The following is a 25,972-nucleotide window of genomic DNA, read 5'->3' on the forward strand; positions in this document are numbered from 1 at the left end:
CTCGTCCTGCCACGAGCCGGCTGACCTCCTGCCGGGACGTCGTTGTCCACGTTGCACACTGCACGCCAAAGTGACCAGCCTGCTCTCACCCGACGGAACCGCCCTCGATGCGTCCCTGCAGCCGCTCGCTGAGGTACTCACCGATGCTCCCAACCCCTACCCCGTCCTGGCCTGGCTGCGCCGAAGCCCCGCCGCGCGCCTTTTGGGCCAGCTGGTAGCGGCACCCGACGAGCTCAACCACTCGGCCTTGGACGCGCTGTCCCAAGGACACGCCACCACCTACGTTCGCAGCCTGCTCACCACTGCAGGCCTACTTCCGCCACGCGATGAGAACCTCGCCCTACTGATCAACTGGACGGCCCGCACGCTGGCCAAGCTGCCAGGACATCAGGCGACCCTGATCCGCCCGTTCGCCGAATGGCACATCATCCGCGCCGCCATCGACTTCCTCACCTGGCTGGACACCCAGCAACACACCCTCCAGAGCCTCACCCAGGAAGACCTGGACATCTGGGCAATCTCCAGGCCCACCCTGCGAGCCCGCTCCATCCCTTTCATCCGCTGGGCTGGCGCCCGCCACCTCACCCGGGCCAGCCTGCCCATCGAACACCCGCCCTCCCAGCTCCCAGGCCAGTTCCAGATCGAAGAAGACCACTACGAGGAACTACGCCGGTGCCTGAATGACCCCACGCTTCCGTCGGACGTTCGCATCGCCGCAGCCCTCATCCGCCTCTACGCCCTCCCTCTGACCCGCATCGTCGAACTCACCACCGACCACCTCCACCACGACGCGGATCACACCTACCTGACGATCATCCGCCACCCCGTCGTCCTGCCACCGAAGCTCGCCCGTTTCATCGACGACCACCTCGAAGACGGATTCCCGCACGGCAACGAAGCCACCAAGTACCTGCTGCCGGGCCGAGCCCCCGGGCGTCCCCGCAACCCTGCGGGACTGTCCGACAAACTCAAGCGCTACGGCCTGCCCGCCCGCGCAGCCCGGAACACGGCCATGATGCAAGCGCTCGACGACCTGCCACCCGTCGTGCTCTCCGACTTGATCGGCATCCAGCCGAGAACCGCGGAACGCTTCGCAGCCTTGGCCGGCGAGAACTGGTCCGACTACTTGGCCGCGACTCGCCCGCGCCCGCACCAAATGAGAGGAATGGGACGTGGCTGAAAGGAGTTGAAGGAGCGGCCCCGAGTCGAGGTCGTCCGGGAACATGAAGCATGCATCCGGATGACTGGCACCTCACCCAGGACGTCGACGCCTTCCTTGCCCGAGCTGGGCACTTCCTGCGCTCGCGCGCTGCTCTGCACAACACGCCGCTGACGGACATCGAGAAGCTGCGGACACACAGGGCGGCCGAGTCCGACGACGAAGCCGCCGTTTTCGGCCGACTAGAGTCACAGGGTGAGGTTCGCGCGATCTTCTATCTCACCCCGCTCGGACGCCTGGGCCTCACTCCGCTCTCTGCCGAGCAGACCGACACCCTCGCTGCGCACCTGGCCGGCCTGGGGCACTCACCCGCTCATGTCATCGCGGAGCACGACACCGCTGGCGCCTTCTCCGAGTCATGGCAGAAGCAGACGGGCGCGGCGTCGGTACCTTTCTGGAAGACGCATCTCTACCGTCTCGGCACGCTCATCCCACCGCCGCAGCGCCCGGAGGGCGAGGGCCGCCTCACGGGTAGTAAGGACCGTGCCCAAATCGTGCGCTGGTGCCGTGAGTTCTGCGTCGACGTCGGGGAGCAGCGTTCCATCGACTTGATCGACGCCGGATCCTGGGAGGACTCGCGTTTCGGCGACAGGCACTTCATGTTCTGGGAGACCCCGGAGGGCGTCCCCGTCTCGATGGCGGCCTCGACCTCGGTCGTCGGCGGCATGGTCCGGGTGGATCCCGTCTATACCCCGGCCCACCTCCGCGGCCGCGGCTACGCCGGAGCTGTGACGGTCGAGGCGAGCAGGGCCGCACAGGCCGCAGGGGCGACGGACGTCGTCCTGTTCACAGACCCGGACAACCCCACGAGCAACGCCCTCTACCAGCGCATCGGCTACGTCCATCTCGCCGACTTCGCCGGACACAGGTTCTCCTACGGCGCACCAGAGGCCGAATGACGGGCGCCCCCGGGCAACGGCCTAGGAAGGCTCGCCAGTAACTCCCCCATCGGCGATACGGCGGGCTGTGCGCACCATCTGCCGCGGACCGCTGCGTGCATCTTGCATGAATCGAATACTGCCTCTTCGCCAGTAGGTGCGGGAGACGACCGAGGCCATCGTCGGCGCTGTCACCGGCCCGCCGACAGCTGTGCGCTCGCTGCTGCTCGGCAGATACAACAGTGCCGCACGCCTCCAGTACACCGGCCGCACCACCACCCTCCCCCAGACGGCCGGTCGCACCATCGCCGCTCTGCTCGCTCCGGCAGACTCCGGTCACCCGTGGACAGGCTGGTCATTCAGCGCCGGATGGGGCAGCCGAGAGCCACTGGACGTCGCCCTGGTCCGGCCCGACCTGGTCGTGGAAGTCGGCGTCGATGTCGCCCGCGATGCCTCCGGCCGCTGGCGCCACCCCGCCCGCTGGCACCGCGCCCGCCCCGACCTCTCCCCCACCGACGTCACACTCTTCAACAGCCCCGGATGAGCGCCACCGCCCTACCCTTTCCCTGCCGCGGCCGAAGCGCTTGATGCCGAGGTCGTCGTCCTGGCCCGTCACACAGATGAGGAGGGTGCGGAGCCCGGCTTCCGCGGAGTGACCGGCAAGGTCCGCGGCCACGGTGCTCTTGCCAACACCGCCCTGCCCGTGCCGACAGCGATGCTGCTGTGAGGGGGCTCGAACTCATCGGCTACCCACCGCAGGTCGCGCACGGGTTCGACGTGGAGGCCACGACCGAAGGTCGATACGAAACGCAACGACTCGCCCTGCAAGGGCTGGTGTCGGCGTACGACCTAAGCTCCCCAGTCGCGTACGGATGAACGTCCCCAGCTATGTCGCGGGCAGGAGCACGGCTGAGGAACCTGGTTGAGATCGTCAGGCCGGACGGAGACACTCGCATGATGAGTCACAGCGCATCGCCTGGATCGGTCAACCGAGGTTGGGACGGGCCGTGGTACCGGGTTCGCGCGGAGGTCTTCGAGGCCTCGTTCCTGCCCAGCTCAGGTGAGGACTTGGACTTGGTGTGCAACGTCGATGTCTTCGTGGACCTCAAGGACGGCTCCCGGTGGAGTGCGACCGTCTTCACGGTGGCTGAGGTCGAACGCTTGACGCAGACCTGGGCAGGAACCGACGAGGCTCTCGGCGGCCGCTACTTCTGGGTATCGGACGGCCTGATCGTCCGGGATCCCGGCATCGACAGCATGACCCAGGTGATCGCCGGACTGATCGAGAACGACGAGTTTTCCACGGTCTTCCAGCGACTCGAAGACGACTGATCGCGCCCCGGCCGCCGAGCCGACGCGGCCTGTCAGGCCACGTCTGTGTCCCGTTCGATGGCCTTGAGCCGGTTCTTGAGCCGGTAGCTGGGTCCGTTGATGGAGATCACGTCGCAGTGGTGGAGGAGGCGGTCGAGGATGGCGGTGGCGAGGACCTCATCACCGAACACCTGTCCCCATTCACTGAAGGTCTTGTTCGAGGTCAGGATGATCGAGCCCTTTTCATACCGCTTCGAGATGACCTGGAAGACCAGGTTCGCTTCTCCGCGTTCGAGGATCTCGTAGCCCACCTCGTCGACGACGAGGACGCCCGGCCGTAGGTAGGTGCCGAGCTTGTTGGCCAGGCGCCCGGCGGCTTCGGCGGCTTTGAGGTTGCGGACCATGTCGTCGAGGCTGGTGAAGTAGACCGAGTAGCCGGCCCGGCAGGCCGCGACGGCGAGAGCGACGGCGATATGTGTCTTGCCCACCCCCGGCGGACCCAGGAGAGCGGTGTTCGCCTTCGCCTCGACGAACGAGAGGGCGGCGAGGTCCTTGACCTTGCGCGGGTCGAGGTCGGGCTGGAACGAGAAGTCGTATTCATCGAGCGTCTTGTGGTGCGGTAGCCGGGAGTCGCAGGCCCTGGCGGAAGCGGCGGTCGTCGCGGACGGCCAGTTCTTCGGAGAGGACCAGGTCGAGGAAGTCGAGGTAGCCCATCTTGGCCTCGTCAGCCCGGCGGGTGAACTCGTTGATGGTTTCCGCGAGGTGGGGCAGGCCGAGTTTGCCGGCCGTGGTGCGGATGCGGTTGCCGGTGAGCTCGCTCAAGACGATTCCTCCGTCGCTCGATGGGTGGTGAAGGGACGGGTGCCGGTTAGCTCGTCATAGACCGACAACGGTCGGCGTCCGACCTCGATTCGGGTGGCTGCGGCCCTGTTCAGCAGGGCCTGCAACGGGCCGGTCTCCTCGCCCCGCGGCCGCTCTTGACGAGGCTGGACCGGGACGTCGCCGGTGGTGGTCCGGCGGCCCTTGCCAGTGGGCAGGCCGTCCCAGTGCGTCTCGTCGACGACACGTGCACCGCGTCCGATGGCCCGGGGATGGGCTGCCAGCAGCGTGCTGCCGTGGGCGTCGGCGAGGGTGACATGCAGCATGACTTGGGACTTTGTTGCCCGGATCTCGACCAGCTGGCGAGCGCGGACTCGGCGGGCCGGCACGGAGTAGAGGTTGCCGTCGAAGGCGACCAGGCAGTCCTTGCCGACGTGCCGCAGCTGCCGCTCGGCCACCAGATACGGGGTCGGCGGCAGCGGTTTGAGAGCCGCGTGGTCTCTCGCCGCCCGCTCCGCGATGACCTCTCGGTGGGTCTTGTGGATCTGGGCCCGCCTCTGCGGCACCCAGGCGGTGAACGCGGCGTCCATCTCGTCGACGGAGGAGAACGACCGGCCGGACAGAACGTGGTCGCGGACGATCAGCACTTGTCGCTCGACCCGGCCTTTGCCCTGCGGCCGGTAGGCGGCCAGGACGTCGATGTCGAAGTCGTAGTGGCCGGCGAAGCCGACCGCTTCCGGATGCAGCGGGACCGCCTCACCAGGAGCGACGTGGCGGCGGACGACGGTCTTGGTCCGGTCGTAGACGATCGTCATCGGCGCCCCGCCGAAGTGGGCGAACGCCCGGCGGTGGCAGTCGAAGAAGGTCTGCAGGTCCTGGCTGGTGGTGAAGCAGCAGAACGGGTCGCGGGAGTACGAGAGCGTCATGTGGAAGGAGTAGACCTTCGCGATGCCCATGTGGGCGAGGATCTTGCCCTCATCGCCCCAGTCCACTTGGGCCTGGGCGCCCGGGATCACCTCGAACCGGCGGTGCATCCCCGCCAGTTCCTTGGGCGTGATGCCGAGTTCCTCGGCGATCCTCGGCCGGGCCGTCTGGACGTAGAGCTTGACCCGCTGATAGTTCCCGGTGAAGCCGTACTCCTGGGCCAGCCGCTCGTGGATGACCGCGGCCTTCATCAGGACCTCGGCCCGGAGCATCGAGTCGATCAGAGGCCCGAACTCGTCGATCACCCTGGCCCGCGACCGCCCGCTCGGCGACCGCCGCGGAGGTGTCGCCGGCCCCGGCGCCGACAGGTACTTGCGGACCGTCTTGCGGTCCAGCCCGGCCTCCCGCGCGATCTCCGACAGGCTCATCGCCCCGGACTCCAGCAAACCGCGAAAGCGCCGAAGATCCAGCCAACGCTGCGGATCCAAGACCACTGCCAGCCCCCTCCGTCGCCCATATCGGCCAAGCCGCAGAGTGCCGAGCACCGGGTCTCACCGCATCAGCAACTGTCCCTTTTCATCCGTACGAGGCTGGGGACGTTCACGTGTACGCCGACAGCTGGCCTTCGCCGAAACAATGCAGAGGAAATCAAGCTGACGGGCAACCAGAGGGGACAGCAGGTCCTGGCCCTCCGCTTGTTTCGCCGCGTCCACGGCTCACGCATACCTCAGACAACGCCACGCCCTCAATGCGCTCAAGAAGTCGTCGTCGTGATTGCAAGCGGCCCGAAATGCTGACTGCGAGGCGTCAGCGCAGTGCAACCACGCCCGCGTGGACGGCACGCATGGCCCGCTCGACAGTCTCCTGATTTTCGCCGACCGGAGCCACGTAGTCGATGACGGCGCGTGCGGCGTCCTCCCCGAGCATTCGGGTGATCACCCACGTGGCGAGATACTGGGACGCCAGGCAACCGCCCGCCGTAGCGATGTTCCCCTCGGCGTGGAACGGCGCGTCCAGCACGGTGACGCCGCAGCCTTCGACAAAGGCTCGGCTCTTCATGTCCGTGCAAGCCGGCATGCCCTCCAGCAACCCGAGCCGGGCGAGCACCATCAAGGGCAGATGGGATCAGCGATGATGCGTCGGCAGGCACGGTCTTCCACTCGGATCACGGGGCGTAGAGAACTCCATGATCTTGAAGGCCCGTGCCGTGCCTGCCACGTTTTGGGGTATCACCAAGCTGACAGACCGCCACAAAACCCAGCTCCGTTCAACAACGCCGAAGCCCTGCAACAACGATCCACCCCTGCTTCCTGGGCATCGCCCCATTTCCCTGAACTCGATTCGCCTGAAAGGCGCTTCGGCCGCGGTGCTGACGCGCCGCCGAAGGTGAACGACAGCATGGAGGGCCACCCACCCGACACTCAACTCCGTCGACGGCGCCCATTGCACCCTCCACTGGGACTCCGCCCCCCACCCCGAAGACCTCCAGGCCGCTCTCACCGACCCTGTCATCGGACTGGCCGACTCCATCAGCCATACGACCCGCGACGGATGGGTCCTGCACTACGGACGCGCCTGCCTCACCGCCCATCCCGTGGCATACAGGCACTGAAGTAGCGATGAGGCCCGGGCCGACGCCCCGTTGCCACCCACGCGGATCGAGTCCGTAGCCGAGCACTGCTCACCCCGATGGGTGGATGTGCCGGGGCGCCCGAACACCGATGGTCGTCAGTGCATCACATGCTGCTGCTACCTGTCTTCTTCCCCGATTGGCTATGCCGACGGCCCCACCGTCAGTCCCGGAGCCTTGACGTGCGCGGTCCAGTCGGCGGTGGTTTTCAGGCTGGGCCAGTCGGACGAGGTCTTGGTCGACGCCCAGAGCAGTGCCGGAGAAGCTGTCGCCTAAGAGAGCCCGGCGGTAGGTGTGGCGAATGGCCGTGTGACGACCCGGAGGCAAGACAGGCACGAACCTGGGTAGTCATGGAGTTCTTGACGCTCAGTGATTACCGGAGGGCTCGTGCCTGTCCTGCCATCATGCCTGCTCGAACCCCTGTGGGACCAGTTCGCAGCGCTGCTGCCCGAGCATGTCGAGACCCATCCGCTCGGCTGCCACAACCCGCGCATCCCGGACCGGATTGTCTTCGAGCGCGTCATCGCCGCCCTGGTGCACGGCTCCGGATACGAGCGGATCGCCGACCGCCAGTGCTCCGACCGCACCATCCGACGCCGCGTCAAGTACTGGTCACAGCTGGGCATGGCCGAGCAGGTCCACGGGCTGGCCGTGCAGGCGTACGACCGCACGATCGGCCTGCAACTCCATGAGCTGTCCGTCGACGGGTGCATCACCAAGGCTCCCTGCGGCGGCGAGAGAGCCGGACGCTCCCCGGTCGACCGGGGCAAGCAGGGCCTGAAGCGCTCAGTGCCCACCGAAGCCCGCGGCGTCCCGATCGGTCTCGTCTCGGCCGGGGCCAACCGTCATGACTCCCCGCTGCTCGTGCCCACCCTGGAGGCCGCGAAGAAGCAGATCGGCATGTTTCCCGAGCAGGTCAACGTCACCTTGGACCGGGGCTACGACAGTGACAAGACCCGAGCCGCGCTCGAGGAACTGGGCTTCACCGGCGAGATCGCCCGCAAGGGCGTGCCCGCACCGATCCAGGCCGGCAAGAGGTGGATCGTGGAGCGGAGCCACGCATGAATGAACGGCTTCGGCAAGCTCCGCCGCTGCACCGAGAAGCGCCAGTGCGCTGTGGACTTCTACCTCTACCTGTCCGCCGCAATCGTCACGCTCCGCATGCTCATCCGCCGCGCGACCCCGCTCTACCGCTGGGACGGACGGCCCACCACCAAGAGACTCAAGTGACGCCTGCTGACGAGCGTCCGTCTGCGTCGGGCGGACAAGCACTGCCGCACGCCTGGGGAAGGCGCGCTGCTCAACGAGGGCAGGGCCGGCCCGCGCTCCTGGCTGTGGAGGCTGTGGTGATGATGGCATCGAGCCGGTCCCGGGTTTTCACCAAGGTGCTGACCTGCGTATCGATGCGGTCCCGCTCGGCCGACAGCCGGTCGAGCAGCGCGGGGGTCACGTCACCGGTCTCGACGCACGGCAGCAGTTCCAGGATCGCCCTGCTCGGCAGCCCTGCGGAGTACAGCTGCTGAATCAGCTGGACGCGGTCGACCGCGCTGTCCGGGTACTGCCGCTGGCCGCTGGGGCTGCGCACCGAGGCCAGCAGGTCCTGCTCTTCGTAGTAGCGCAGTGCCCGCACGCTCACGCCCACCCTTGTGGCCAGCTCACCGATGCGCATCAACGCCCCCTCCATGACCTGGATCACATTCCTTGCCTCTGACGTCAACGTCAGGTTCTAGCGTAGCCCGTGAACAGCCCGGACAGGAATCACCTCACCACTGCCAGGAGACTCTCCATGAAGATCACCGGTTCCGTCGCCCTCGTCACCGGCGCCAACCGCGGCATCGGCAGGCACTTCGCCCAACAGCTCCTGCACCGGGGTGCCACCAAGGTCTACGCGACCGCACGCACCCCCCACCTCGTCGACCTCCCCGGTGTGGAGGTACTGCGGCTCGACATCACCGATCCGGCTTCGGTCGCCGCCGCGGCGGGCGCGGCCTCGGACGTCACCCTCTTGATCAACAATGCCGGTGTCTTCACCCAGCAGAACCTCGTCACCGGGGACCCCGAGAAGATCCGGCTGGAGATGGACACCAACTACTTCGGCACCCTCAACGTGGTCCGGGCGTTCACTCCCGTCCTGGCCGCCAACGGCGGTGGGGCCATCCTCAACGTCCTGTCGGCGATGTCCTGGCTCGCCTACGACGGGGCCAACGCCTACAGCGCGTCGAAGGCGGCGGCGTGGAGCCTCACCAACGGCATCCGCCTCGAACTCGCGGGCCAGGGAACCGCGGTGACGGGCCTGCACCTGGCCAGCACCGACACCGACATGATGGCCGGGTGGGACGTGGAGAAGAACGACCCCGCCGATGTCGTGCGCGCCGCCCTCGACGGTATCGAGGCCGGGAAGATGGAGATCCTCGCCGACAACAACTGCGTCCAGCTCAAGGCGGCCCTGTCCGCCGACCCGAGCGTGCTCTATCCGCAGGCGGTTCCCGCCGCCTGACCCTTCAGCAGCCGCCCGCCCAGCCAGGCTTCAGCCGACGTTCGAGGATCTACGGATCAGCCGGGCGCGGCCATGCGTACTCGTCACGCTCCGCACGCGCGTCCGCCGCGCCTACCGCTGGGACACCTACCCACCACCAGAAGACTCAAGTGACGCCTACCGCCGGGCTTTCTTAGGGAGCGTATGTGGTTCGATCACCAGGTGGTCCGGGTGAGTTCTCTGAGCCAGATCATCGAGGCACGCAGGTGGAGGCCGGCGAGGTAGCTGTCGGGGGTCTTGTCGCAGCGGGTGGCGATGCCTCGCCAGGCTTTCAACTTGTTGATCGGACGCTCGACGGTGTTCCGCTCTTTGTAGAGGTCGGCGTCGTGGCTGACGGGCCTGCCGCCCTTGCTGCCCTTGTTCTTCCGGTTGGCGGCCTGGTCCTTCTTCTCCGGGATGACCGCCTTGATGCGGCGTTTGCGCAGGTGGGCGCGGTTGCCGCGGGACGAGTATGCCTTGTCACCGTCGACCGCGTCGGGCCGGGCGCGAGGACGGCCGACTGGCCTGCAGACCCGTATCTTCTTCAGTACCGGGATGAACTGCGGACTGTCAGCGGCCTGCCCCGCGGTCAGGATGAAGGCCAGCGGGCGGCACTTCCGGTCGCCGGCAACATGGATCTTGCTGGTCTGCCCCGCCCCTGGAGCGTCCGAGGAGGGCGGCCTCAGCCGGAGTTCGCGCCGTCGCCGGATGCGTCGTCGCTCTTCCCGCTGAGGGTTGCTTTCTGTCCGCTGCCCGGTTTGTTCGTCGCGGTCGCCCCTTTGACCTGGCCTTCTCCGCCTCGGCGGTAGCCTTCTCCAGAGCGGTGAGGACGTCCTCGTCCAGGTGCATGCCGACCGCATCGTGATGGGCCCGCGCGGTGGTGGAGTCGATGCTGACCAGAGACAGGTCCACCTCGCCCGCTTCGCGGCCTGTGCGATCACGCCCTCTATCAGGGCTTCGAAGACTCCGGCGTCACGCCACTGCCGGAAGCGGTTGTGGACGGTCGACCAGGCGCCGAACTCCGTCGGCATCTCCCGCCACTGCCCGCCCGTTTTGAACCGCCAGATCACGCCCTCGAACTGTTGCCTCAGCCGCTCGGGGTACGGGCCGTACTCGCCGATCGACAGATACGGCTCGATGAACTCCCACTCTGAATCAGTCAGTTGCACGCGAGTCACCCAAGAAGGTGTACCCGTCCAGGCCCCGCCACGCAGGCAAAACTCGCAGATTGATCACGACCCAATACGCTCCCTAGTTCGGTTACTGATCTCTTCGGGTTGTTGTCGGGTGCTGATCCCTGCGGTAGGCCGGTGGTATGCGGTACACGCAGGGCGGCGGATTGACCGCCGAGCGGCGACAGTTTCGTGCGCGGATCCGGTACGAGGCGGGCGAACGGTTCACACGCGGCGATAAGACCGCGGTGATCGCGAAGGATCTGCGGGTGAGCGAGCGGTCGGTGGAACGCTGGCGGCGTGCATGGCGGGAGGGCGGGATGGATGCTCTCGCCACCGCAGGGCCGCCGAAGTTGCCCAGGCTTGTCCGACGGCCAGTTCGCCGAGTTGGAGAAGGAGCTGGCTCTGGGACCCGCCGAGCACGGCTGGGAGGACCAGCGGTGGACTCTGGCACGGATCAGAGCCGTGATCGCCTTCAGGCTCCGGATCGACTGCTCGATGGCGGCGGTATGGCTGCTGCTGCACCGCCAAGGCTGGTCCTGGCAGTCTCCCGCGCGCAGGGCCATGGAGCGCGACGAGCATGCGGTCGAACTGTGGAAGAAGGACGTGTGGCCGCAGGCGGAATGACTGCGGCGGCGCTCGGGGCCTTTGTCGTCTTCGAGGACGAGGCAGGGTTCTCGATGACGCCGCCACGAGCCCGCACCTGGGGCCGTCGTGGGTATACGCCCGTGGTGCGGGTGCGGGGCCGGTCCTGGCGCCGCTGGTCGATCGCCGCCATGTGCTGTTACCGGCCGGGCGAGGCATCCCGGCTGATCTACCGGCCGCACCGCCACCGCAAGCACAGGGGCACAGGACGTGACAGCTTCTCCTGGCGTGACTACCGCGACCTGGTCGTCCGCGCCCACATCCAGCTCGGCGCCCCCATCGTCTTGATCTGGGACAATCTCAACGTCCACCGGGCCGCCGGGATGTGTGAGTACGCGGCCGCACATGACTGGCTCACCATCGTGCAACTACCCTTCTATGCACCGGACTTGAATCCGGTGGAGGGCATCTGGTCGCTGTTACGGCGCGGCCCGCTGGCCAACACCGCCTTCACCGACGACGAGCATCTCGAACGCACCCTGCGCCGGGGCCTGCGTCATATCCAACTCCGACCCGACCTCATCGACGGCTGCCTCGCCGGCACCGGACTCACCCTCACTCAGTGCCCGTAAACAATCCGGCGAGCTCAGTAACGGAGTCCTACTAGTGTCCTGCGCCAGTAGTTGATCGTTAGTTGGTGTGTGACTTCTACTGCTGGTGCGTCAGTTCCTCGTCGGGGCCCCAAGTTGGAGCCGTTGCTGCTGTCCGCGGAGGAGCGGGCGGAGCTGGAGCGGTGGACGCGTCGGGCGACATCGGCCCAGGCCCTGGCCCTGCGAGCGCGGATTGTCCTGGCGTGTGCGGGGCCGGAAGTACCGCCGATCGTCGTGGTCGCCCGGGAGCTTCGGGTGGCCGCGGACACGGTCCGCAAGTGGCGGCGGCGCTTTCTCGCCGAGCGGCTGGACGGGCTGGTCGACGAGCCCAGGCCGGGCCGGCCGCCCACCATCAGCGTCGATCAGGTGGAGGCGGTGGTGGTCACCACGCTGGAACAGCTGCCGAAGAACGCCACCCACTGGTCCAGGAAATCGATGGCCCAGCACAGCGGCCTGTCGAAGTCGACCGTGGGCCGGATCTGGCGGCAGTTCCAGCTCAGGCCGCATCTGGCGGACACCTTCAAGCTGTCGACGGACCCGCTGTTCGTGGAGAAGGTCTACGACGTCGTGGGCCTGTACTTCAACCCTCCTGAGGGTGCGGTGGTGCTCTCGGTGGACGAGAAGTCGCAGATCCAGGCCCTGGACCGGTCCCAGCCGGTGCTGCCGATAATGCCGGGCATGCCCGAGCGGCGCACCCACGACTACGTCCGCAACGGCCTGACCACCTTGTTCGCCGCGTTCGACGTCGCCACGGGTGAGGTCATCACTGCCCTGCACCGCCGGCACCGGGCCGCGGAGTTCAAGAAGTTCCTGATCCGGATCGACAAAGAGGTGCCCGCACACCTGCAGGTCCATCTGATCGTGGACAACTACGGCACCCACAAGACCCCTGCGATCAAAGCCTGGCTGGCCAAACACCCGCGGTTCGAGCTGCACTTCACCCCGACCGGCTCCTCCTGGATCAACCAGGTCGAGCGGTGGTTCGGCTACCTGGCCCACCAGATGATCCGCCGCGGCGCACACAAGAACATCCAGGCCCTGGAAGCCGACATCCGGGCCTGGGTCAAGGACTGGAACGAAGACCCCAAGCCGTTCATCTGGACCAAGACAGCCGAAGAGATCCTCGACTCCCTCGCCCGCTTCTGCCGACGGATCTCTGGCGCAGGACACTAGTAGGCGCTGCGGACGACGATCGAGACGTTCTGGGTGAGTTGGTGGGACGGGGCTGCAGTCTGGCAACGGGCCCACAGCGTGGGCTTGTTGACCGCGGGGGTGGTCGGGATTTTGACTCTGGCCTCGAAGGACCCGGTCGCGAGTGCACTGACCGAGGACAGCTCGTATGTCCCGGCGGCCGTGGCGGTTGGTTGCGGTTGCCCCGGTGACTTTTTCTGTTCTTCCATGGAGAGGTTCAGCTTCGCGCCGCGGTCCCAGCGGATCCCGACGGTCACCGACTTCCCGGGGGCGCAGTGCGTTCCGGTCAGCGTGATCGTGCCGCCCGGCACGGTCTCGGACGGCGAGGCGAGCAGAGGCTTGGCGGGGCCGGTCACCGTGGGCTGGGGGGTGTGGGGCGCCGTCGGACCGGGTGTGCTGGTTCCGGAACGTTCCCAGGCGACCAGGGGGAAGGCTGCAAGCACCGCGGCGGCCACGGCTGTGACCGTCGCGACCTCGCGGAATGTGCGGCGGCGCCGGGCCCTGCGCCGTAGGTCCGCGAGGGGCGGCTGCCGGGCGGCCCGCGTGCCCTCCTCGACGAGTCGGCGAAGTCCGTGTTCAGGGTCGGCCATGGTGGGACAGAGCTCCTTCCGGATCGGCGGCGAAACGGCGGGCCAGGTTCGCGCGGGCTCGGGCGAGTCTGCCGCGCACGGTGCTCACCGGCAGGCCCAGTTGCTCGGCGACCTGCTCGATCGGCAGATCCAGTACGTCGTGCAGCAACAGCACCGGGCGCTGGTTCACCGGAACATGGCGCAGCATCTCGGCGACCTCGACGGTCTGCGGCGTGAGGTGGGGCAGCGGGCGCTGGGCACCCAGGCGCAGCAGAGCCGCGGCACGCCGGCGTAACCGGCGGATCTCGCTGACCGCGAGGTTGATCGCCACCCGGCGCACCCACAGCTCGGGCACGTCGTAGGCCTGGATCCGGGGCCAGCGGTCCAGGGCCCGGATGAACGCTTCCTGTACGACGTCCTCGGCCTGTTCGAGACTGCCGGTGACCGAGAACAGCTGACCGACCAGCCGCGCGTACGCCGACTGGTAGAACTCCTCGAAGTCCGTCACACCGGCCTGCTGTCCTCGGTCACCGTCACTGTCATGCTCCACTCAGTTCGTGTTCACCGGTGCCGCCTCCACGCGCTTCTCAGCGGGAGTCAGCGCCAGCCACGCCAGTTGCGCGGCGGTGGCCTTGCCCTGCGCCTTCAACTGCCCGACCAACTTGTCGGCTTCGGCGGCCTGAGCCTTGGTCGGGCGGCCGGTCGTCACCTTGATCTCCCTCTGGATCTTCAGGAGTTGCCGGTTGCGCTCGGACGCGGACGGCTGGTCCTTGATCTTGACGTGGGAGGCCGCCTTCGGTTTCGCGGCCTCCTTGACCACGGTCTGCGAGTGCTTGACGTTCTGCGCTGTGGTTCCGTGGTCGGACGAAGCGAGCGCCGTCGTGGCCAACGCGGCGCACAGGCCCGCGGCGGCGACGCCGACAGCGGCGAATCCCAACTTGCGGTGCTGCATGGTCCATCCTCACGTTCGTATTCGTAGGGGAGAGAAGGTCCGAGGGCCTCACTCGCTGGGCGAGCCCGACCGCCGTTCCACCACCCCCACGCCTGGGCCCCCACGCGGCGCACACTCCGCGGGCCTTCGTTATCGAACCGTGACTGACCCATCGCAGCCCCGGATCGGTCAGGTAGCTGACGAGCAGGTCGCGGATCGGCTTGCACTTCACGTCGAACCGGTCGACGAGCTGGGCCGGGCTCACCTGTCCGGCACGCATCTCGATGTACCGCAGTGTCTTGGGCGCGTCGGGGGGAAACTGGCCGCGGCTTTGAAGCAGGGCGTAGGCGAGTCGCGTGTGGCTCGTGGAGGTCCCCGTGGCCGCCAACAGCAGTTCAAGGACATCGCCGACCACGATGTCGTCGATGCCGCCACCCTTCGCCCCGAGGACGCGGGCCGCGGCCTTGAGTGCCTTCGAAGTGCGCCGCGGGTCCGGCTGTCCGGGCATGCGTGCGTCACGCGGTTCGGCAAATCCCCTGGGATCGCGGGCAGCTTCGATAGCCTCGCGCAGGTGGGGGGAGAGGCTGCTCGCGAGCCACAGCATGCTGGGACGGATGACATCAGCGCAGACCAGAGCCAGCAGCCCAGAACCGAGCCCTGCCTTCTGTGGCTTCCTTCCGTGGGCAACCCCCCAGGCAAGGGGGGCCTCGGTCCAGCCGACCGAGGTGGCGGAGCCCGGGCTGGCGTTCCAGCGCTGCTGCCAGGTCTTCCCCTCGAAGGTCTCCAGCCATCGCAGCAGCAGGCGCGCACCGACCATCCGCATCTGGTGGGTGGAGTCCTTGCCGTTCTTGAACGGCGGCCGCTCCAGCCTGTGGAGAACCTCCTCGCGGGAAAGCCGGGTAGTGGCCCAGTCGGTTCCCGGGCTGCGTGGCGGAAACCTCTGCATCTGGGCATCGATCTCGCTGCCAGCCAGGCTCCTCGCGGTCAGGGCCGGCGGGGTGATGAGCGGGACGGTGGTAGTTGTCACCCGGGGCTCCCGCCGAAGAGGACGTCGAGGGAGTCGCGGTTGTAGGCCGGCGTGGGCGGGGCCGGAGGCGGGTTGTTGCGCTTGTGCTCCTGGCGGGCGTGGTGTGCGAGCCCTGCCGAGATCACGTCGTCCCTGGTGGGCCGGTTGTAGATGTCCAGGGTGGATAGATGCTTGTGGCCGAGGATGTGCTGGACGTAGACCGGCGGCATGTTCGAATCGTCGAGCATCAAGAACGTTGCGGTGTGCCGCAGGTCGTGAAGAGTCCAGTTGGCGCCCGGGAGCTTGTTGGCGCGGTTGAACATCATGCGGGCCGCGTCGTACTCCAATGGCCGCCAAGGGCGGCGCAGGGTCCACCACAGCGGCTGCGCGCGGCGGCGGGGGACGCCTTTGTTCCAGGCTTCTTCCTGGTAAGGCCGCAGCCAGACGAACGCGTCGGGAGTGGAGGGGAGTTCCTGGTAGGCGGGTGTGCCCTTGCGGATCACGCCGATGGTCTGCTGGCCGACGACTGCATCGCCCTGCTTGGCGGTGAGCAGTTCCTCGGCGCGGGCGCCGGTGGCGACCCAGAAGGCCAGGAGGGCGCGGTCACGGTGCGAGCGGAGACCGGCGAAGACCTCGGTGTACTTCTCGTCGGGGATGCGGCGCGGGATCCGCTTGGGGACCTTGGGCCGGTAGAGGCCGGTGCGCTGCTTGTTCCAGCCGCCGTCGGTGAGGATCCATCCGTGTTCGGGCCGGTGCCGTCGATCGCCGCTGCCCGAAACCGACCGGCTGGCAGCGATTGCTCCACGTGGCGGCCCGGCTCACGACCGCCGCCCATGAGAGTGGCGTCGACCTGCGTACCGCCCCGCTGACCGGACTCCGTCAGAGGGAGCTGCGCGGCACTGTCACCACGTGCTTGCCCACGACGCCGCCGCGCTCGAATGCCTGGTGCGCGGCGGCGATGTCCGCGAGCGGGTACACACTGTCGATCACCGGGCGCAGCGCACCCGACGTGACATGGCCGGCCAGGTCGCGCAGCAGGGGGGTTTCGGGGTTGGCACTGAAGGTGCGGATGCGGCGGGTGCCGTGCACGCTGGATGCGGCGATCGCGGCCAGCGCCGACGGGGACAGTCCGACGGTGACCATCCGGCCACCCTTGCCCAACCGGCTTCGGTAGCAGTGCAATTCCGTGCCGACGGTGTCGACGATGACGTCGAACGGCCCGATCTGCTCCGAGACGGTTGAGCGGTAGTCCAGGACCTCGTCGGCGCCGAGGTCGGTCAGGAGCTCGGCGTGGCGATCGCGGGCCAGCGCGGTGACGTGACCGCCCATGGCGTGTGCCAACTGCACCGCGGCCGTGCCGACTCCGCCGGCCGCGCCCCGCACCAGGACCCGTTCCCCGTCCGCGAGGTGCACACTGTCGCGCAGCGCGATCAGCGCTGTAGAACCGGCGACCACCAGGGCTGCCGCCTCGACCGACGAAAGGTCCGCCGGGGCGTGCGCGACCCGTTCCGTGGAGACCACGACGTACTCGGCCGCCCCAGCGACGGAGTGCCGCCGGCGGGGATGCACCATGCCCCACACACGGTCCCCGACCCGGTAGCCCTCCACACCGGCGCCGGTCCCGGCGACGACACCCGCGAAGTCCAGCCCCACGCCGATCGGGAAGCGGCGTCCCGACACCATCTTCAACTCTCCCGAGCGGACGATCACATCGTGCCCGTTCACACTGGATGCCTCGACCGACACCAGCACCTCACCCGCACCGGGCGCGGGGCGCTCGACATCGTTGACCCGCAGGACGTCCGCCCTGCCGAAACCCGTGATCTGAACGGCCTTCATGTCGCTGTTCCTTCCATAGCCGGCTGTGGTGGATCTGATGCTGGACCCCACAAGCGAAATCACGGTCGTTCTCCTTTTCCTGGGTCTGGCAGACCCACCCTCGCGGGCCACGCCGGCGGCATACTGGAGTCGTGACCGACTCCCCCCATCCCATGAGTGACGATCCCCGGCGCGAACTCGCCGACTTCCTGCGCACCCGCCGAACTCGGCTCCGGCCACAGGACGTTGGGCTGGAGCCCGGCCCGAGACGGCGCGTCGCCGGACTACGGCGGGAGGAACTGGCTCTGCTGGCGGGGGTGAGTTCGGACTACTACCAGCGCATGGAACAGGGACGCGACGTCCGGCCCTCCGAGCAGGTTCTGGACGCCCTCGCGCGCGCGCTGAACTTCTCCGCCGAGGAGTCCCGGCACCTGCACAGCCTCGCTACCGCCGCGCGTACGCCCGCCCGCCTGCCCCGCTCGTACGAGCCGGAGGATGTGCCGGACACCACGCTGAGGCTGCTGCACACGATGGCCTCGCCCGCTCTGGTCGTCGGCCGTTTCCTGGACGTGCTGGCCTGGAACCCGCTCGGCGGTGCCCTGCTGGGCGAGTTCGCCCGACAGCCGCAGAAGGAGCGGAACCTGCTGGCACTTTTCCTGCACCCCCAGGCCGACCGGACTTGCCCGAACCGGGCGGCCACCGTCTCCGAGTTGATCGGGATGCTGCGGACCCAGGTCGCCGCCGCTCCCGGCCACCCGCGCGCGGTGGAGTTGGTGGGTGCACTAACCGTCCGCAGCGATGAGTTCGCGGCCCTGTGGGCCCTCCACGACGTGGAGGAACCCACCCGCGGCCAGATGCGCCTCAACCATCCCCAGGTCGGGGAACTGAACCTGGACTGGGACGCCTACCCCATACCGGGCAACCCAGGCCCCGCGCTCATGGTGTGCACCGCCGCCGAAGACAGCCCCGACGCCGAACGGCTCCAACGGCTCGCCGACCTGCTGAGCACGCCCTGACCCGCCACGGTGACCCATCCTGCGGGTCAGTCCGCGCTTGGAGCGATGCGCCTCAATCCGCTTATCGAAAACACCACATCTACAGGCTCGTTGACATTCCGCACGTCACGCCAACGATGAACCGGCACTCTCCGTCACCACCGAATCTGAGACAGTGCCACTCGTTTGACAGTCCCTCCAGCCGGTCTGCAACGTCCTTGTTCGAAGCGCGTCGCTCGTTCCGTCGGCCAGCCCGGCAGTCGCATCGGACCAGCCCACCTGATGGGGCGTCAGACTTGTGGCGGAGCGCGTGACGGTGAAGCGTGATCTGACCGCGGGCAGTATGCCACCTAAGGGCTCGCAGAGAATCAAGCTGTTGCTTCCCGCATCCGGGCTCGTTCACCGGGTATGGGCATCCCTGACGCGACTCGTAACCAACTGGCCGTCAAGTTTGGGGTGTTGTTCCCGCATCTGGACGAGCGGCAGCGTCGGCTGCTGATGGGAGCCGAGGCCCGGGCGGTCGCGCAGGCGGCTCAGGTCAGCGAGACCACGGTTCGCAAGGGCGCGGATGAGTTGGAGGCGTGCGAGGGACCGCTGGGGCGGGTTCGCCGTCCTGGCGGCGGGCGCAAGAAGGCTGCCGAGGTAGACCCGGGGCTGCGGCCGGCTCTGCTCGCACTGGTCGAGCCGGACATACGCGGGGATCCGATATCGCCGCTGCGCTGGACAACCAGGTCGACGAGGAAGCTTGCCGCCGAACTCACTTGCCAGGGGCACAAGGTGAGCGCGGACACGGTCGGGGACCTGCTCCGGGAGGAGGGCTTCAGCCTGCAAGCCAACGCAAAGACCGTCGAGGGCGCACAGCACCCTGACCGTGATGCCCAGTTCCGCTATATCAACGACCGGGCCAAGGAACACATCGGTGCCGGGGATCCGGTGATCAGCGTGGACACCAAGAAGAAGGAGCTGGTCGGCGACTACAAGAACGCCGGGCGCGAGTGGCGGCCGACGGGCGAACCAGTGCTGGTCAAAACGCATGACTTCCTGGACCGACAGGGACCGGGCAAGGCGATCCCATACGGCATCTACGACCTTGCGGCGAACACCGGCTGGGTCAGTGTCGGCACCGACCACGACACCGCCGAATTCGCTGTCGCTTCGATCCGCCGCTGGTGGCAGGCCCGCGGCCGTTACGACTACCCGCACGCCACCCGTCTTCTGATCACCGCGGACGCGGGCGGCTCCAATGGCTACCGCACCCGGGCCTGGAAGAGTGAACTGGCCGCTCTCGCCTCCGGAACTGGCATGGAGATCACTGTCTGTCACCTACCGCCCGGGACCTCGAAGTGGAACAAGATCAGGCACCGACTGTTCTCCCACATCTCCATGAACTGGCGCGGCAGAGCGCTGATCAGCCATGAAGTCATCGTGGACAGCATCGCGGCGACCACGACCCGCACCGGTCTGACAATCGAAGCTGAACTCGACACCGGCACCTACGACACCGGTGTGAAGGTCACCGACGCCGAGATCGATGCACTGGCAATGAGCCGGCACCGCTTCCATGGCGCCTGGAACTACACGCTCCGTCCTGCTGGTCCTTGCCCGGCCCCACACCATGAGACGGAATCCGCAGCAACCACCGCCACAACCGCCCACCCGGCCGCGCCCCCGGACGGCGTTGACACCCAAGCTCTCCGCGACCCGGAGCTGACCGGCATGACCATTGCCGAACCCGACGCGCTGGTCGATGCGTTGATCCCGGCGCTCGCGGAACAACGCGAGCAATTCCGCCACGAGCGCCGACGGCGGCGAGGTGCGGGTGCCAAGGACAAGCTCTCCGACGCAGACCGGATCCTCGCCACCGTGCTCTGCCTCCGCAAGATCGGCACCCACGACCTGCTCGCCCAGCTCTTTGGCGTCACCGGAAGCACTCTCACACGGGCCGTCCAGGAAGCACGCTCGCTACTGGCCGAGCACGATCACGCGATCCACCCCTCAACTGCCGGGCTCGCCGGGCCACCACAGGGTGTGGACGCTGCGGTACTCCTTCGGTCGCCTTCGGTCGAGTCGCTTTCGGTCGAGTCGGCTCACGTCGTTTCGGCTTCGGCCGCGTGGGCAAGCTCGTCGGCATCGGCAAGCATCCGTGCGCTGTCCGGCTCTCGGCCGGTGAACAGCCGAAAGGCGTCCGCGGCCTGCAAGACGACCATGCCGAGACCGTCGAGGACGGTGCAGCCCCGTTCGCGGGCGGTGCGCAGCAGCGCGGTTTCCAGCGGCCGGTAGACGACGTCGGCCACCCAGAGTCGGGGGTGCAGCAGTTCGGCCGGAACGGGCAGGCCGGGGTGTGCGGCCATTCCGGTGGGCGTGGCGTGCAGCAGACCGTCCGCACGGCCCAGCAGTGCGGGGAGACAGTCCGGCGTTTCCGCGGACGCATGCCCTGCGCTGTAGTGCCGATTCAGCGAGGCCGCGAGACCGGCTGCGCGTTGGGGCAGCCGGTCTACGACCGTGAGGTGTCCGGCGCCGCGGGCCAGCATGGCGTGGGCGACGGCCGCCCCGGCTCCTCCGGCGCCGAGCAGCACCACCCGCTCCAGGCCGGCCTCGGGCAGTGAGCGGGCGAACGAGGCCCCGAACCCGGTGACATCCGTGTTGTGGCCGGTCGCCCGCCCCTCCCCGAAGACGACGGTGTTGACCGCACCGACCGCCTCGGCCTGCTCGGAGAGGGCATCTAGGTGATCGATGACGAGCTGCTTGCAGGGGTGGGTGATGTTGAGGCCGGTGAAGCCCGTGTCCTGGGCGGCGTCCAGCAGTTCACCCACCTTCTCGGGGGCGGTGCCGAGGGTGTCGAGGTCGATCAGGCGGTAGAGGTAGCGCAGGCCGTGCCGGTCCGCCTCGCGTTCGTGGAGTGCGGGGCTGAGCGACGTGCCTATGCCGGAGCCGATCAGGCCGACGAGATACGTGTCCTGGTCCATCGCAGCGCTCCCTTCCTGAGCCGTTCACAGCCCGAGGTAGATCTGGCGCACCCGGACGTCCCGGCTGAGTTCCTCGGAGGTTCCGGTCATGGCGACGCTGCCGTTCTCCATGACCAGGCAGTGGCTCGTCGCGCCGAAGGTGAGTGTGGCGTTCTGCTCCACGAGGAGCAGGCTCATCCCCTCCTCGCGCAGCCGTTTCAGCGCGCTCAGGATCTCGCCGACGAGCTTGGGCGAGAGCCCCATGGACGGTTCGTCGAGCAGCAGGATGCGCGGCCTGGCCATCAGGGCGCGGCCGATGGAGAGCATCTGCTGCTGCCCGCCGGAGAGCGCGCCGGCCAGCCGCTGGCCCATCTCGCCCAGTACCGGGAAGAGTTCGTGCACCTCGGCCAGCGTGGCCCGGGTGTCGGCGTCCCAACGGCGGGCGTACGCGCCAAGCAGCAGGTTCTTCTCCACGGTCAGGCCGGGGAACACGTGCCGACCCTCCGGTACGTAGCCGATACCGTGCCGCACCATGTCGCGGGCCCGTACGCGGGTCAGGTCGCGCTCGCCCAGTGTGATGCGTCCGCCGCCGCGCGGTACCAGTCCCATCAGGGCTTTGAGGGTGGAGGTCTTGCCCGCGCCGTTGGCGCCGATGATGCCCACCGACGCCCCGGGCTCCACGCTGAAGCTGATCGAACTGACCGCGCGGACCCCGCCGTAGTGCACGGACAGGTCGTCGACGGCGAGCGTGGCCAGGGTGCTGGTTGTGGGGGCGGCCGGGCGCCGGAAGGGGGTCGTCCTCACCGGGTTGCCTCCTTCGAATCAGGTGCCTGGTCCGAAGCAGGGTCCTGGGCCGGAGCCGCAGATGCCTGGGGCGGACCCGCGGGAGCCTGGGACGGTGCCGGCTCCGGTCGCGGAACGTCGGCCATCGCGGAGTCCCCGAGATACGCCTCGATCACCTCGGGAGCGGCGACCACCTCGGCGGGCGTGCCCTCCGCGATGACCCCACCGCTGGAGAGCACCGTGACGCGCTCACACAGCGACATGACCAGGCCCATGTTGTGCTCGATGAGGACGACCGTGGTGCCGCTGTCACGGATGGAGCGCACGATGCGGGCGAGCTGCTGCACCTCTTCTCCGTTCAGTCCGGCGGCCGGTTCGTCGAGGAGCAGCAGCCGGGGCCGGGAGGCCATGGCACGGGCGATCTCGATGCGCCGCTGGATGCCGTAGGGGAGGGAACCGGGCGCGACCTCGGCGAAGTCGGCGAGCCCGAAACGCTCCAGGAGTTCCTGGGCCTGGCGGCGCAGCTGCCGCTCGCGACGTACGACACCGGGCTGCCACACCGCGTACTGCCAGATGGTGTACGTCCTGGTGCGGTCGAGCGCGACGAGGATGTTCTCCCGGACGGTCAACTGGCCGAACAGACGCAGGTTCTGGAAGGTGCGGGCTACGCCGAGGAGGGAGAGCGCGTACGGACGGGCGGCGGTGGTGGCGCGGCCGCCGAACCGCACCTGCCCTGAAGTGGCCCGGTAGAAGCCGCTGATGACATTGAACAGGGTGGTCTTGCCGGAACCGTTGGGCCCTACGATGCCGCGGATCTCGCCGGGCCGGACCGTGAGGGACACGTCGTCCAGGGCGCGCAGTCCGCGGAAGTCCTTGGTGACGGACCGGATTTCGAGCAGAGGCTCGTCGGCGGCGTCGGGCGTCTCGACGGCCTCGTACGGCTGGAAGGGGCGCAGCCGGGCACGGTCCTCGGCGTGACTCCGTCGTCGCCGGTTCGCGAACTCCCTTACGCGGGAGGGGATTCCGGCGAGCCCGGTCGGCGCGAAGACGACCATGAGGACGACCACCACGCCGTATCCGAGCTGTGCGTACGTCGAGAAGTCGGAGAGCCACTCGCGGATGAGGGTCAGTCCGACCGCGCCGACCACACAGCCGACGAGGGAACGCCGGCCGCCGATGATGACCATGGCGAGCAGGATGAACATGTTGCCGATGGAGAAGGTCTCTGGGGCGACGTAGCGGATGAGGCCCGCGTACAGCACTCCGGCCAGTCCCCCGTACAGGCTGGCGAGGAGGAACGCGGTCATCCGCAGCAGCGGGATCTCCGCGCCCATCGCGCCCGCGGCCAGGGAGTCGTCGCGCATCGCGCGCAGCCGTCGTCCCAGGGACGTACGGACGACGAAGAGCCCGAAGCCGAGGCCGACCGCGCAGACCACCAACTCCAGGTAGTAGTAGAGGTATTCGCTGGACAGGTCGATGCCGGGCAGGGTGGGCAGTGGGATTCCGGAGATGCCGTCGGCGCCGCCGGTGATCGAGGCGTTGGTGATCCAGTTGATGAAGCCGAGTGCCAGGCCGAGGGTGACGATCCCCAGGTAGTGGGACTGCATCCGCAGGGCGGGTATACCGACGAACAGGCCCGTCGCCACGGTCGCGAGTACGGCGATGACCGCCGCCGCCCAGAACCCGTACCCGGAGTCGGTGGTCAGGATGGCGAGTGTGTAGGCGCCGACGCCGAAGAACGCGACCTGGGCGAGGTTGATCTGCCCGGAGACGCCCATGGCCAGGCCCATGCCGATGGCCAACAGGGCATAGATGATCGCGATGTTGACGACATGGATGGAGTAGCTGCCCAGGCCGTACGGCAGCAGCCAGGCGGCCACCGCGGCGGCTGAGAGCACCCCGATACGGGTGGCTGGAAGCCCTCCGGTACGGAACTTCACGCGCGGCTCACCGTCCTCTCCCCGAAGACGCCCATCGGGCGGATCATGATGGCGGCGGTGAAGACCAGGAAGGTCACGAGCACCGAGTAGCCCTGGAAGTGGCCGGCCGCGTAGGAGTCGAGGACGCCGATCGCGAGTCCGCCGACGACCGCTCCGGGGATGGACCCGAAGCCGCCGAGCATCGCGGCGGCGAAGCCCTTGATACCGAGTGCGCCGCCGAGCGACGCGTCGACGTACAGCATCGGTCCGACGAGACCGCCGGCCAGGGCGGCGAGGCCCGCGCCGATGGAGAAGGCGAGGGCGTTGCTGCGGCCGACGTTGATGCCGACGGCGGTGGCCGCCTCGTGGTCCATGGCGACGGCCTGCATGGCCGCGCCACGCTTGGTGCGGGCGAGGAACCAGGCGAGGCCGAGCACGGCGAAGGCGGCGACGGCCATCACCAGCAGGTCGTACGTGCGCACACGCACTCCGAACAGGTCGAGCGGGGCGGACCGGACGGGCGAGCTGACCGCCCGTCCGGTGGTGCCCCAGATCAGGATGGCGACGGCCTGCAGGACGATGCCGAAGCCGATCGTGCCGATCAACATCAGGTCGAAGTCCTTGTTCTCCAGCGGCCGCAGCACCCGCTCGATGACCAGGCCGATCGCGGCGGTGACCGCGATGGCCACGACCATGGCCACGGCGAAGGGCAGCTTGGAGGTCAGGTAGAAGGTGGAGGCCGCGTAGGCGCCGATCATGGCGATGTCGGCGTGGGCGAAGTTGACCAGGCCCATGGTGCGGTAGACCAGGGAGAACCCCATGGCGACCAGGGCGTAGACCGCCCCGAGACTCAGGCCTCCGACGAGTGTCTGCAGTGTCTCTTGCACGTCAGCGCTCCCGGTGCCTACTGCTGCGCGACGAGTTTGCCGTCGCGGATGACGCCGATGGTCGTCTTGGTGATGCCGACTCCCGTCTCGTCGAACTGGAAGTCACCGAGCAGACCCTTGTACCGGGTGTCGCGGATCGCGTCCGCGAGCTCCTCGCCGGTCGCGCCCTTGCTGGTCTTCAGCGCGGTCAGCAGGATGTTCGCCCCGTCGTAGGCCTTGGCCCCGTGCAGTTCCGCCTCCTTGCCGTAGGCGGCCTCGTACGCGGCGGCGAACTTCTTCGAGGCGTCGCTGACGTCGTTGCTGAGATAGGGCGAGCTGACGATGGTGCCTTCGGCGGCGGTCTTGCCCGCGGTGTCGATGAAGACGGGGGTGCCCTGTGGCGCCGCGCCCGCGAAGGGGGCGGTGATGCCCAGGTCCCGGGCCTGCTTGACGATCAGTCCGGCCTCGACCTCCTCCGAGCCGATGAAGATGACCTCGGGCTTCGTGGACCTGATCTTCGTCAGTGCCGCGCTGAACTCCTTCTGGTCGGTGGTGACCACCTGGTCGGTGGACGGGTCCACCCCGAGCCCCTTCACGGCCTTGAGGAACGCGTCGTGCTCGCCCTTCCCGAAGGAACCGTTGTTCGTGATCATGGCGATCTTCTTGTAGCCCTTGTCCTTCACCAAGTGCTGGGCGAGCGTCGAGTCGTAGGTGGTGCTGGTCGGTCCGTTCAGGAAGAGGTACGGGCTCTTCAGCGCGACCAGGCCGTCGGACTGGCCGGAGGTGATGTTAGGAATCTTGGCCTGTTGGAGCACCGGCCCCATGGCGATGGTCACCGCGCTCTCCGCCGTGCCGATCATGGCGACGTACTTGTCACTGACCAGCCTGCGGGCGAGGTTGGTGCCGGTGGTCGGGTCGCCCTGGTCGTCGAAGAGCTTCAGCTGGATCTTGCGGCCGTCGACGCCACCCTTCTTGTTCCACTCGTCGACGGCGAGCTTGGCGCCCTTGTACTCCCAGTCGCCCAGCGAACTGAGCTGCCCGCTCTGCGCGTTGACGACGGCTACCTTGATGGGTCCGGACGACGCCTTGGTGTCGTCGGCCGATTCGCCGGGAGCGCTACAAGCGGTGAGGGCGGCGACCATCGCGGCGGCGGTGCAGACGGCGGCTCGGGTGGTCGTGCGTGGTCGCGGGGTGATGCTGCGGGTCATGTGGTCACCTCGTTGTGAGCGGACGGGAAGGCGTGGGG

19 protein-coding genes and 6 pseudogenes are annotated in these 25,972 nt (G+C 68.0%); 10 read left to right on the top strand and 15 right to left on the bottom strand.

The features are described 5' to 3' along the window. The first annotated feature begins 70 nt into the window (after window positions 1-70). The 4 genes from O1Q96_RS24545 (at window position 71) to O1Q96_RS24560 (ending at window position 3,429) form a co-directional block, all read left to right on the top strand. On the top strand, window positions 71-1,180 hold the full coding sequence (locus O1Q96_RS24545) for a hypothetical protein (protein ID WP_269250237.1): 1,110 nt from the start codon (window positions 71-73) through the stop codon (window positions 1,178-1,180). 50 nt (window positions 1,181-1,230) lie between these two features. Further along, a complete protein-coding gene (locus O1Q96_RS24550; protein WP_269250238.1) occupies window positions 1,231-2,118 on the top strand; it encodes a GNAT family N-acetyltransferase in 888 nt (295 codons plus the stop codon). Between the two features lie 136 nt (window positions 2,119-2,254). Beyond that, entirely contained in the window at window positions 2,255-2,641 is a 387-nt protein-coding gene (locus O1Q96_RS24555) for an ATP dependent DNA ligase (RefSeq protein WP_269250239.1), read from the top strand. Between the two features lie 413 nt (window positions 2,642-3,054). Next, window positions 3,055-3,429: a hypothetical protein gene (locus tag O1Q96_RS24560; protein ID WP_269253706.1), complete on the top strand. Its 375-nt coding sequence runs from the start codon at window positions 3,055-3,057 to the stop codon at window positions 3,427-3,429. A 32-nt stretch (window positions 3,430-3,461) separates the two neighbouring features. Here O1Q96_RS24560 and istB read toward each other — a convergent pair. The 3 genes and pseudogenes from istB to O1Q96_RS24575 form a co-directional block, all read right to left on the bottom strand. Beyond that, window positions 3,462-4,230: pseudogene (istB, locus tag O1Q96_RS24565) on the bottom strand (IS21-like element helper ATPase IstB). Then, window positions 4,227-5,579, bottom strand: coding sequence for an IS21 family transposase (gene istA, locus O1Q96_RS24570; RefSeq protein WP_483409981.1), 1,353 nt, complete (start codon window positions 5,577-5,579; stop codon window positions 4,227-4,229). Before istA ends, istB begins: the two are co-directional and overlap by 4 nt. Before the next feature lie 379 nt (window positions 5,580-5,958). Further along, a pseudogene (locus O1Q96_RS24575) lies at window positions 5,959-6,261 on the bottom strand (type 1 glutamine amidotransferase family protein); the annotation flags it as partial. A 907-nt stretch (window positions 6,262-7,168) separates the two neighbouring features. Between O1Q96_RS24575 and O1Q96_RS24580 the strand changes: the two are divergent. Then, window positions 7,169-8,011, top strand: a pseudogene (locus O1Q96_RS24580) (IS5 family transposase). Window positions 8,012-8,081: 70 nt separating this feature from the next. On the opposite strand, the gene O1Q96_RS24585 reads toward O1Q96_RS24580, so the two are convergent. Continuing rightward, window positions 8,082-8,450 carry a MerR family transcriptional regulator gene (locus O1Q96_RS24585; protein ID WP_269253707.1) on the bottom strand — a complete coding sequence of 123 codons (369 nt, stop codon included), beginning with the start codon at window positions 8,448-8,450 and terminating at the stop codon, window positions 8,082-8,084. Window positions 8,451-8,567: 117 nt separating this feature from the next. Between O1Q96_RS24585 and O1Q96_RS24590 the strand changes: the two genes are divergently transcribed. After that, entirely contained in the window at window positions 8,568-9,278 is a 711-nt protein-coding gene (locus tag O1Q96_RS24590) for an SDR family oxidoreductase (protein WP_095850112.1), read from the top strand. Between the two features lie 194 nt (window positions 9,279-9,472). On the opposite strand, the pseudogene O1Q96_RS24595 reads toward O1Q96_RS24590, so the two are convergent. Then, a pseudogene (locus O1Q96_RS24595) lies at window positions 9,473-10,474 on the bottom strand (IS5 family transposase). Window positions 10,475-10,611: 137 nt separating this feature from the next. Between O1Q96_RS24595 and O1Q96_RS44600 the strand changes: the two are divergent. Together O1Q96_RS44600 and O1Q96_RS24610 are read left to right on the top strand one after the other, a co-directional pair. Beyond that, window positions 10,612-11,685, top strand: a pseudogene (locus tag O1Q96_RS44600) (IS630 family transposase). 69 nt (window positions 11,686-11,754) lie between these two features. After that, window positions 11,755-12,876 carry an IS630 family transposase gene (locus O1Q96_RS24610; RefSeq protein WP_269250241.1) on the top strand — a complete coding sequence of 374 codons (1,122 nt, stop codon included), beginning with the start codon at window positions 11,755-11,757 and terminating at the stop codon, window positions 12,874-12,876. Here the strand turns inward: O1Q96_RS24610 and O1Q96_RS24615 are convergent. The 5 genes from O1Q96_RS24615 to O1Q96_RS24635 form a co-directional block, all read right to left on the bottom strand. Next, window positions 12,873-13,484, bottom strand: a complete 612-nt coding sequence (locus O1Q96_RS24615; protein ID WP_269250242.1) for a hypothetical protein — start codon at window positions 13,482-13,484, stop codon at window positions 12,873-12,875. The two genes, O1Q96_RS24610 and O1Q96_RS24615, sit on opposite strands and share 4 nt — an antisense overlap. Then, window positions 13,471-14,013 (bottom strand): sigma-70 family RNA polymerase sigma factor, encoded by a 543-nt coding sequence (locus O1Q96_RS24620; protein ID WP_269250243.1) that lies wholly within the window; start codon window positions 14,011-14,013, stop codon window positions 13,471-13,473. Before O1Q96_RS24620 ends, O1Q96_RS24615 begins: the two co-directional genes overlap by 14 nt. Continuing rightward, a complete protein-coding gene (locus tag O1Q96_RS24625) occupies window positions 14,014-14,415 on the bottom strand; it encodes a hypothetical protein (protein WP_269250244.1) in 402 nt (133 codons plus the stop codon). 1,002 nt (window positions 14,416-15,417) lie between these two features. After that, window positions 15,418-16,197, bottom strand: coding sequence for a tyrosine-type recombinase/integrase (locus O1Q96_RS24630; protein ID WP_331276109.1), 780 nt, complete (start codon window positions 16,195-16,197; stop codon window positions 15,418-15,420). 82 nt (window positions 16,198-16,279) lie between these two features. After that, window positions 16,280-17,239, bottom strand: coding sequence for an NADP-dependent oxidoreductase (locus tag O1Q96_RS24635; protein WP_269250245.1), 960 nt, complete (start codon window positions 17,237-17,239; stop codon window positions 16,280-16,282). A gap of 152 nt (window positions 17,240-17,391) precedes the next feature. Between O1Q96_RS24635 and O1Q96_RS24640 the strand changes: the two genes are divergently transcribed. Both O1Q96_RS24640 and O1Q96_RS24645 read left to right on the top strand, forming a co-directional pair. Next, window positions 17,392-18,234: a helix-turn-helix transcriptional regulator gene (locus O1Q96_RS24640; RefSeq protein WP_269253710.1), complete on the top strand. Its 843-nt coding sequence runs from the start codon at window positions 17,392-17,394 to the stop codon at window positions 18,232-18,234. Window positions 18,235-18,621: 387 nt separating this feature from the next. After that, window positions 18,622-20,493, top strand: a complete 1,872-nt coding sequence (locus O1Q96_RS24645; protein ID WP_269250246.1) for an ISAzo13 family transposase — start codon at window positions 18,622-18,624, stop codon at window positions 20,491-20,493. Here O1Q96_RS24645 and O1Q96_RS24650 read toward each other — a convergent pair. The 5 genes and pseudogenes from O1Q96_RS24650 to O1Q96_RS24670 all read right to left on the bottom strand — a co-directional run. After that, window positions 20,385-21,179, bottom strand: a pseudogene (locus O1Q96_RS24650) (shikimate dehydrogenase); the annotation flags it as partial. The gene O1Q96_RS24645 and the pseudogene O1Q96_RS24650 overlap by 109 nt on opposite strands. A gap of 24 nt (window positions 21,180-21,203) precedes the next feature. After that, window positions 21,204-21,962, bottom strand: a complete 759-nt coding sequence (locus O1Q96_RS24655) for an ABC transporter ATP-binding protein (protein ID WP_269250247.1) — start codon at window positions 21,960-21,962, stop codon at window positions 21,204-21,206. Further along, complete coding sequence (locus O1Q96_RS24660) at window positions 21,959-23,881, bottom strand: branched-chain amino acid ABC transporter ATP-binding protein/permease (protein ID WP_269250248.1); 1,923 nt, start codon at window positions 23,879-23,881, stop codon at window positions 21,959-21,961. The genes O1Q96_RS24655 and O1Q96_RS24660 overlap by 4 nt, the downstream gene beginning before the upstream one ends. Beyond that, a complete protein-coding gene (locus tag O1Q96_RS24665; protein ID WP_269250249.1) occupies window positions 23,878-24,747 on the bottom strand; it encodes a branched-chain amino acid ABC transporter permease in 870 nt (289 codons plus the stop codon). Before O1Q96_RS24665 ends, O1Q96_RS24660 begins: the two co-directional genes overlap by 4 nt. Before the next feature lie 17 nt (window positions 24,748-24,764). Then, complete coding sequence (locus tag O1Q96_RS24670) at window positions 24,765-25,934, bottom strand: ABC transporter substrate-binding protein (RefSeq protein WP_269250250.1); 1,170 nt, start codon at window positions 25,932-25,934, stop codon at window positions 24,765-24,767. Between the last annotated feature and the right edge of the window lie 38 nt (window positions 25,935-25,972).

Source organism: Streptomyces aurantiacus, assembly GCF_027107535.1.
Lineage (GTDB): Bacteria > Actinomycetota > Actinomycetes > Streptomycetales > Streptomycetaceae > Streptomyces.

What these genes read in the sequence shown, in the direction of transcription:
- O1Q96_RS24550 (WP_269250238.1), top strand. Translation starts at nt 1,231, where the DNA reads ATGCATCCGGATGACTGGCACCTCACCCAGGACGTCGACGCCTTCCTT.
- O1Q96_RS24560 (WP_269253706.1), top strand. Translation starts at nt 3,055, where the DNA reads ATGAGTCACAGCGCATCGCCTGGATCGGTCAACCGAGGTTGGGACGGG.
- istA (WP_483409981.1), bottom strand. Translation starts at nt 5,579, where the DNA reads ATGAGCCTGTCGGAGATCGCGCGGGAGGCCGGGCTGGACCGCAAGACG.
- O1Q96_RS24585 (WP_269253707.1), bottom strand. Translation starts at nt 8,450, where the DNA reads ATGCGCATCGGTGAGCTGGCCACAAGGGTGGGCGTGAGCGTGCGGGCA.
- O1Q96_RS24590 (WP_095850112.1), top strand. Translation starts at nt 8,568, where the DNA reads ATGAAGATCACCGGTTCCGTCGCCCTCGTCACCGGCGCCAACCGCGGC.
- O1Q96_RS24615 (WP_269250242.1), bottom strand. Translation starts at nt 13,484, where the DNA reads ATGGCCGACCCTGAACACGGACTTCGCCGACTCGTCGAGGAGGGCACG.
- O1Q96_RS24625 (WP_269250244.1), bottom strand. Translation starts at nt 14,415, where the DNA reads ATGCAGCACCGCAAGTTGGGATTCGCCGCTGTCGGCGTCGCCGCCGCG.
- O1Q96_RS24635 (WP_269250245.1), bottom strand. Translation starts at nt 17,239, where the DNA reads ATGAAGGCCGTTCAGATCACGGGTTTCGGCAGGGCGGACGTCCTGCGG.
- O1Q96_RS24640 (WP_269253710.1), top strand. Translation starts at nt 17,392, where the DNA reads ATGAGTGACGATCCCCGGCGCGAACTCGCCGACTTCCTGCGCACCCGC.
- O1Q96_RS24645 (WP_269250246.1), top strand. Translation starts at nt 18,622, where the DNA reads ATGGGCATCCCTGACGCGACTCGTAACCAACTGGCCGTCAAGTTTGGG.
- O1Q96_RS24670 (WP_269250250.1), bottom strand. Translation starts at nt 25,934, where the DNA reads ATGACCCGCAGCATCACCCCGCGACCACGCACGACCACCCGAGCCGCC.